General features: G+C 57.5%; 7 protein-coding genes. 6 read left to right on the top strand and 1 reads right to left on the bottom strand.

The features are described 5' to 3' along the window. The first annotated feature begins 112 nt into the window (after positions 1 to 112). The 6 genes from NW818_RS12695 (at position 113) to malQ (ending at position 5,369) form a co-directional block, all read left to right on the top strand. A complete protein-coding gene (locus tag NW818_RS12695) occupies positions 113 to 481 on the top strand; it encodes a roadblock/LC7 domain-containing protein (protein ID WP_011433098.1) in 369 nt (122 codons plus the stop codon). 54 nt (positions 482 to 535) lie between these two features. After that, on the top strand, positions 536 to 1,087 hold the full coding sequence (locus NW818_RS12690; RefSeq protein WP_414424757.1) for a protoglobin domain-containing protein: 552 nt from the start codon (positions 536 to 538) through the stop codon (positions 1,085 to 1,087). A gap of 248 nt (positions 1,088 to 1,335) precedes the next feature. After that, a complete protein-coding gene (locus tag NW818_RS12685) occupies positions 1,336 to 1,881 on the top strand; it encodes a GTP-binding protein (protein ID WP_414416194.1) in 546 nt (181 codons plus the stop codon). A 209-nt stretch (positions 1,882 to 2,090) separates the two neighbouring features. After that, positions 2,091 to 2,708 carry an orotate phosphoribosyltransferase gene (pyrE, locus tag NW818_RS12680; protein ID WP_414424756.1) on the top strand — a complete coding sequence of 206 codons (618 nt, stop codon included), beginning with the start codon at positions 2,091 to 2,093 and terminating at the stop codon, positions 2,706 to 2,708. A gap of 40 nt (positions 2,709 to 2,748) precedes the next feature. Continuing rightward, positions 2,749 to 3,621 carry a polysaccharide deacetylase family protein gene (locus NW818_RS12675; protein ID WP_414424755.1) on the top strand — a complete coding sequence of 291 codons (873 nt, stop codon included), beginning with the start codon at positions 2,749 to 2,751 and terminating at the stop codon, positions 3,619 to 3,621. Positions 3,622 to 3,767: 146 nt separating this feature from the next. Further along, positions 3,768 to 5,369, top strand: a complete 1,602-nt coding sequence (gene malQ, locus NW818_RS12670; protein WP_414424754.1) for a 4-alpha-glucanotransferase — start codon at positions 3,768 to 3,770, stop codon at positions 5,367 to 5,369. On the opposite strand, the gene NW818_RS12665 is transcribed toward malQ, so the two are convergent. Further along, positions 5,366 to 6,913 (bottom strand): ABC transporter ATP-binding protein, encoded by a 1,548-nt coding sequence (locus NW818_RS12665; RefSeq protein ID WP_414424753.1) that lies wholly within the window; start codon positions 6,911 to 6,913, stop codon positions 5,366 to 5,368. The two genes, malQ and NW818_RS12665, sit on opposite strands and share 4 nt — an antisense overlap. Between the last annotated feature and the right edge of the window lie 131 nt (positions 6,914 to 7,044).

Below are 7,044 nucleotides of genomic sequence, written 5' to 3'. Positions count from 1 at the left end.
CCACCCTCCTCAAGGGCATGCGCGAAAAATAAAAGCATAGGGATATTTGCAGTCATGTTTTCGGTTTTCGGGTAGAAACATTAGAAATAGTGAATCAGCAGGGAGATGTAGGATGGCTAATCTGTCCTCTTTGCAGGCGATCCTCCAGAGCTATGTTGCCAACACACCGGAAGTCCAGGGAGCAGCAGTGGTCACCCCCGACGGGCTACCTTTAGCTTCCACACTGCCTGTGGGTATGGATGAAGAGAGAACCTCTGCTATGTCGGCTGCCATGCTTTCTTTGGGCGAACGGATTGGGAGAGAGCTAGGGCGCGGAGCCATAGAGAGAGTTTTTGTACAGGGGGAAAAAGGATACGGGGTTTTAACCAGTTGTGGCCCCGATGCCGTCTTGCTGACAATTGCCAGTCATGAAGTCAAGCAAGGCTTGCTCTTTTTGGAAATTAAGCGAGTCGCGGCAAGCATTGCAGAGGCAATGAAGTAAGAAAATCAAATGTGGAGGCTAAGTTTTTGATTCTGTCCTGACGTTGAGGGAAGTATGGCCATTAAACCTTCTGAGCTGCTCCAAGTCCTGATCTCACGCACGCAATTCACAGATGATGACAAGAAAATTTTGCAGCAAAGCGCCGACTGGGGCGGCAGTATCGCGGCGGAAATGTCAGACGCCTTTTACGGCTATCTGGATCGCGATGCCGAAATGGCGGCAGTGATAGCCAAGCACAACCGGCAGCGGCTGGGCCAAACCTTTGCCGACTGGTTCAAGGAAATGTTTACGGGCATGGATAACTGGGGGCCACAATACGCTGAGCGGCGCTGGAAGATTGGCATAGTTCATGTGCGCGTTGGGATCGGCCCTCAACATGTTGTGCCTGCTATGGCCACAGTTGTGCAGGAGGTCAGTCGGCGGTTGGTGAAAGAAGGCAAGCCTGAGCAGTTGCGCACCAGCTTGAGCAAGGTCTGTATGATTGACCTCTCCTTTATTGAGCAAGCCTACCTTGAGGTGGCCTATAACGCCGTGCAACAGGAAACAGGCATGAGCGAGGCTTTATTCAAACGGTTAATTGCCAATGGTGCCAACAGTTTAATTTGAGTTGTTTGAGTTAGAGTGGGCTCTTGCTTACTCTACTTGCTTAATTTCTCTACCTTCTTGTTTCTCTACCTTCTTGGGCTGAGGTGCTTGAGTTTCTGGGATGCCTCTGGAGCAGAGCTGGCGTTGGTATCTTTTTTAGATTATCTTAGAAGCAACCTGGAGATAGCTTTACCTCCCGTGCGGCACATCGGTGCACTCCCCCGAGTTTTATTCAGCTTTGTCGCTAGAGCTTAGTCTGAGGCCAGTTTATGGGAAATATCTTGCGAATTGTTGTAACAGGGCCGGTGGGAGCTGGAAAGTCTACCTTTATTCGCACGATTAGCGAGATTGAGGTAGTAGACACCGATTGCAAAGCAACGGACGAGGTGGCAGAGCTGAAGAAAACCACGACGGTAAGCATGGACTTCGGCCGCTTGAGAATTGGAGAGGAGGAAGAAGAGATGTGGCTGCATCTCTACGGTACTCCCGGCCAGTCTCGCTTTAACTTTATGTGGGATATTTTGATTAAGCGCGCCCACGGCTATGTTCTTCTGGTGCCTGCGCACTTGCCGGGCCAATTTCGCAACGCCCAAGCCATTCAATCTTTTATGAAGGCCAGGACGAGCGCCCCCTACGTGATTGGGATCACCCACGTCGATCAACCCAATGCCTGGGATCCAGAAGACATTTTGTTAATTTTGGGGAATCAGGACGGTTCAGTTCCGCACACCACTTTGAATGCCCAGGAGCCGGCTTCTGTTGCCAACACGTTGCTTCTGTTGGTTGAGCAAATGATGCCCCAGGTGGTTGTTTGAACAGATTTTCAGGTATCCAGCAGGCTACAGCTTTTTTTAGCAACATCGACCCCAGCCAACACAGGCGTATCTTTTGTGGGACAGGGATCCCCCTCGTGCAGCCGGAAAACGCTGCGAAGGGTAAGGTGGGACTTCGTGGAGATTGGCCGGATAATAAAATGTCCTGAGTGCTCTTTCCCATCAGCTATTGAACCAAGGGGATCCCTGCTGTGTTGCTTCTCGATTGCTCTCCCCTGACCCTTTCCCCAGAAGAAGCGCGGGAGAAACTGTTGTATCTCCTCGCCCAACTGGCCTATCGAGAAGGCTCCTTTACCCTCACTTCTGGACAGAAGAGCCCCCACTACATCAACTGCAAGCCGGTCACCCTTCACCCCCAGGGGGCTTATTGGGTGGGATCCCTGCTGCACCGACTGTTGCCGCCCGAAACCGAGGCAGTGGCCGGAATGACGCTGGGGGCAGATCCCCTGGTGACGGCGGTGAGTTTGGCCTCCCTGAGGGCTGAGCCTGCCAACCTAGCCGCCCTAATCGTGCGCAAAGAGCCCAAGGGACACGGCACGCAAGCCTGGATCGAGGGGCCGGAGTTGCCGGCAGGCAGTCGGGTGTGGATCCTGGAAGATGTGGTGACCACCGGCAGTTCTGCTTTGAAGGCTGTCGAACGGGTGCGGGCAGCCGGCTACCGGGCGGAAGGGATCCTGGCTTTGGTGGATCGGCTGGAAGGGGCAGAAGACCGCTACCGAGAAGCAGGGATCGCCTTTCGTCGCCTATTCACCCTTCCAGAAGTGCAGGCTTGCCATCGGGCCTTGACCTCAGGAAAATCAAAGGACTAGCCTGCCCCCTTGGTGAGCATCAAAGCTTTGGAGAGCGGACATGCTGCCCCCTGCCTACTCAGCTCTGCCCAGCCGAAATCTGCCGAGCCTACCGCATCGGGCGCGGGTGGCCGTGTACGTGGTGATGAACATTGAGCACTTCACCTTTGGCAAGCTGGGCACGGCCATTCAACCCCATCTCACCAGCTCCCCTGAGATCGCCAACTATGGCTGGCGGGACTATGGCAATCGGGTGGGCATTTGGCGCTTGTTTGAACTGTTCGCGGAGCTGGGGATCCCGGTAACTGCCGCCCTGAACGCGGAAATGGTGGATCTTTACCCCCCCATCATCGAAGGGATCCGCCAATACGGCTGGTCGGTGCTGGCCCACGGCTGGAACAACTCTACCGGCCACAGCGGCCTGGCCCGCGAAGCCGAACAGGAGCTCATCGAGCGCAGTTTGTCCCTTTTGGAGAAGGTGTCGGGATCCCGCCCTTGGGGCTGGCTGACGCCGGGGTTTTCCGTTAGCGAGAACACCTTTGACCTGCTCAAGGCTGCCGGGATCCGCTACACCACCGACTGGGTAAACGACGACCAACCCTACTGGTTCCCAACTGCCGCCGGCCCCCTTTTGGGGATCCCCTACACTCTAGAGGCCAACGACATCAGCCTTTGTCTGAGCGCCCGCCTGCCGGCAGAAGCCTTTGCCCAAGCCCTCATCGACCAGTTTGATCAACTCTGGCAAGATGGGGAACGCTCCCCCCGCGTCATGGCCATCGGCCTACATCCTTTCATTGTCGGGCAGCCTCTGCGGATGGGATCCCTGAAAAAAGCCTTGCAGCACATCCAATCTCGCCCTCACACTTGGCTCACCACCGGCGATGGTCTCTACAACTGGTACGCCCAAGCCTGCCCTGCGCCTGAGATGGCCTGACAGGATCCCAGTTCCGGATCCCTGGCCAGGGCGGAAAAGGGGGTCTTTTGGCTTTGTGCCGATTTTGTCTTGTCTGGAGCTGTTCATCGTGGCTCTGGAAGTGACAGCATAGGCGGTGAAGCCACCTTCAGCAAAAGGGCTTGGCCATGCGCATGGGCAGACTCAGCGGGATCCTCTTGCACCCCACCTCGCTACCGGGGCCATTTGGCATCGGCGACCTGGGGCCATCGGCTTATCGCTTTGTGGACTTTCTGGTGGAGAGCGGCCAACGCCTCTGGCAGGTTCTTCCTCTTGGGCCGACCGGCTGGGGCAACTCCCCCTACATGAGCTTTTCCTCCATTGCCGGCAACCCGCTTCTCATCAGCCCGGAGCTATTGGTGGGGGCCGGTTGGCTGGATCCCAACAGTTGGCAGGATCTGCCCCAATGGCCAACGATCCAAGCCGGGTCTGCCGAGCGGGTGGACTACGAAACCGTGATCCCCTTCAAGCTGGGCCTGCTGCACCGCGCCTGGGCAACCTTCAAAGAAAAAGCGTCCGCCGCCGACTGGGAAGCCTTCCAAGCCTATTGTGCTGCCGAAGCCGATTGGTTGCCCGACTATGCCCTGTTCATGGCCCTCAAGGATGTGTACGGCGAGCAAGAGTGGAACCAATGGGATCCGGCCTTGGTGCGACGGGATCCGCCGGCCCTGCAAGAGGCTCGCGACCGCTATGCCGATGCCATTACCGAGCAGATGTTTTGGCAGTATCTGTTCGCCCAGCAGTGGGGATCCTTGAGGGAGTATGCTCATCGGCATCAAGTGCGGCTCATTGGGGATGTGCCCATCTACGTTGCCCCCAACAGTGCCGACGTGTGGGCCAACCGGGAGCTGTTTCACCTGGATGAACAGGGACGGCCTTTACAAGTAGCCGGTGTGCCGCCGGACTATTTCAGCCCCACCGGGCAGCGCTGGGGCAACCCCCTCTACAACTGGGAGGTGCTCAAGGCTCGCGGCTACGACTGGTGGATCCGGCGCATGCAGGCCATTCTCAAGCAAGTGGATTGTGTGCGCATCGACCACTTTCGCGGCTTCGAGAGCTACTGGGCCATTCCGGGCGATGCGGAAACGGCTGTGGAAGGGGAGTGGCAAAAAGGGCCGGGAGCAGATTTCTTTCAGGCCCTGGCCGACAAGCTGGGGGAAATCCCGGTGATTGCCGAAGATCTGGGAGACATTACGCCGGAGGTGTTGCAACTGCGGGATCAATTTGGCTTGCCCGGCATGAAGGTGTTGCTCTTTGCCTTCGGCTCTGGGCCCGATAACCCCTATTTGCCCCATGCCTATGAGCGCAACTTTGTCGTTTACACCGGCACCCACGACAACAACACGGTGGTGGGTTGGTTTAATGACCCGGATCGCTCGGAGTGGGAAAAACAAAACCTGCTGCGCTATTTGGGCTGCCAGGGATCCGGGGGCATCCATTGGGATCTCATTCGCCTAGCCCTTGCTTCCGTAGCCGACCTGGCCATCATTCCCCTGCAAGATGTGATGGGCTTGGGGGCAGAGGCGCGCATGAACTTCCCCGGCACCACCGAGAACAACTGGGCCTGGCGCTACCGCGAGGACATGCTGCGGCAGGACATGATCCAGCGGCTGGCCGAGATGAGCGTGACCTATGGGCGCATCTCTCCTCAAGAGTTGGAACAACGGCGAGCAGCCCTAGCCCAAGAACGGGCGGCAGGGTCTTCTCAAGCTGCCCCCGGCCTCGTCTAATGCTGGATCCCGCCCATCAGCAGCCCTAGCTGCTCTTCGGTGGCCTCTTCAGGCCTGAGTTCTCCTACCAGGCGGCCCTCATGGATCACCAAAATGCGATCCGACAAGCTGATCACCTCATTCAAATCCGCCGATACCAGCAGCACCCCCATGCCCTGATCCCGTGCCTGCAGGATGCGGCGATGAATGGCCTCGATGGCCCCCACATCCACCCCCCGCGTCGGTTGGGCAGCCACCAGCACCTTGGATCCACAGGAAAGCTCCCGCCCCACAACGATCTTCTGGGCATTGCCGCCAGAATAGCGGCGGGCCGTCAGGGAAATGCTGCGGGGGCGAACGTCGAAGCTCTCCACCACCTGGCGGGCATGTTGGTCAATGGCCTCTTCCCGAAAAAATCCCAACCAGCCGGTATACGGCTTTTGATGGTGATCCCCCAGGATCAGGTTGTCGCGGGTGGGGAAATCCAGCACCAAACCTCTCACATTGCGATCTTCGGGGATATGACTCAGACCCCAGCAACGCACCTGTCGGGCCGAAGCAGACAGGGATCCGGCTCCATAGCGAATTTGGCCGCGGTAGCTTCTCAAGCCGGTGATCGCCTCCACCAATTCCGTTTGGCCGTTTCCCTCCACACCGGCAAGGCCCACAATCTCGCCGGCACGTACCTGGAAGCTCGCCCCCGCCACCGCCGGCTTCCGCCCCGGTATATCCACCCACAGATCTCGCACATCCAGCAACACCTCCCCAGGGGTAGCGGCCCTTTTTTCAACGGTCAGACTGACTTCCCGCCCCACCATCAGCCGCGCCAGTTCCTGGGCATCGGTTTGGGCAGTGGGCAACGTCGCCACCACCTTGCCATCCCGAATGACGGTGACGCGGTCGGCCAGTTGCATTACCTCCTTCAGCTTGTGGCTGATGAAAATGACAGCTCCCCCCCGCCGGGCAAAGCGGCGCAAAAACGCAAACAGCTCGCCTGCCTCCTGCGGAGTCAACACTGCCGTCGGCTCATCCAAAATCAAGATGCGGGCCTTGCGGTAGAGCATTTTCAAGATCTCCACCCGCTGCTGTAGGCCTACCGGCAGATCCTCCACTCTGGCGTCGGGATCCAGATGGAAGCCCATCTCGGCAATCAACTGAGCCACCTCAGCCCTGGCCCGACGGAAATCGACCTGAAAAAGATGGCCGGGTTCGGCCCCAAGAACCACGTTTTCCGTAACCGTCAAGGGATCCACCAACATAAAGTGTTGATGCACCATCCCAATTCCCAACCGAATGGCATCGGCGGGACTGTGAATTTTGGCCAGTTGCCCATCCACTTGAATGGATCCCTCGTCCGGGCTGACCAACCCATAGACGATCTTCATCAGGGTAGACTTGCCCGCCCCGTTCTCCCCCATCAGCGCCAGAATCTCTCCCCAACGCACCTCCAGATCGATGTGGTCGTTGGCCAACACCAGAGGATAACGCTTGGTGATCCCCTGTAAACGAAGGGCGATATCGCTGCGATGGGATCCCTCTGCCAAGGAAGGATCAGGCCCACTCATGAGGTGCTTCTTGAACGCCTTTTCCAGCATAGGTTGTGAACTGCCATGCCAGAGGAAAGCATTTCTGGGGGTATTGTGAGAGTCTCTCTTTTTCTAAGCACTATGGTCATTTCGATTCAAACTGGGACACT

Source organism: Synechococcus sp. R6-5, assembly GCF_047461775.1.
Classification (GTDB): domain Bacteria; phylum Cyanobacteriota; class Cyanobacteriia; order Thermostichales; family Thermostichaceae; genus Thermostichus.
This window is presented reverse-complemented; position numbering and strand designations above follow the sequence as displayed.

Coding starts and splice junctions, on each gene's coding strand:
- malQ (WP_414424754.1), top strand. CDS start 3,768: ATGCGCATGGGCAGACTCAGCGGGATCCTCTTGCACCCCACCTCGCTA.
- NW818_RS12665 (WP_414424753.1), bottom strand. CDS start 6,913: ATGAGTGGGCCTGATCCTTCCTTGGCAGAGGGATCCCATCGCAGCGAT.
- NW818_RS12685 (WP_414416194.1), top strand. CDS start 1,336: ATGGGAAATATCTTGCGAATTGTTGTAACAGGGCCGGTGGGAGCTGGA.
- NW818_RS12675 (WP_414424755.1), top strand. CDS start 2,749: ATGCTGCCCCCTGCCTACTCAGCTCTGCCCAGCCGAAATCTGCCGAGC.
- NW818_RS12695 (WP_011433098.1), top strand. CDS start 113: ATGGCTAATCTGTCCTCTTTGCAGGCGATCCTCCAGAGCTATGTTGCC.
- NW818_RS12690 (WP_414424757.1), top strand. CDS start 536: ATGGCCATTAAACCTTCTGAGCTGCTCCAAGTCCTGATCTCACGCACG.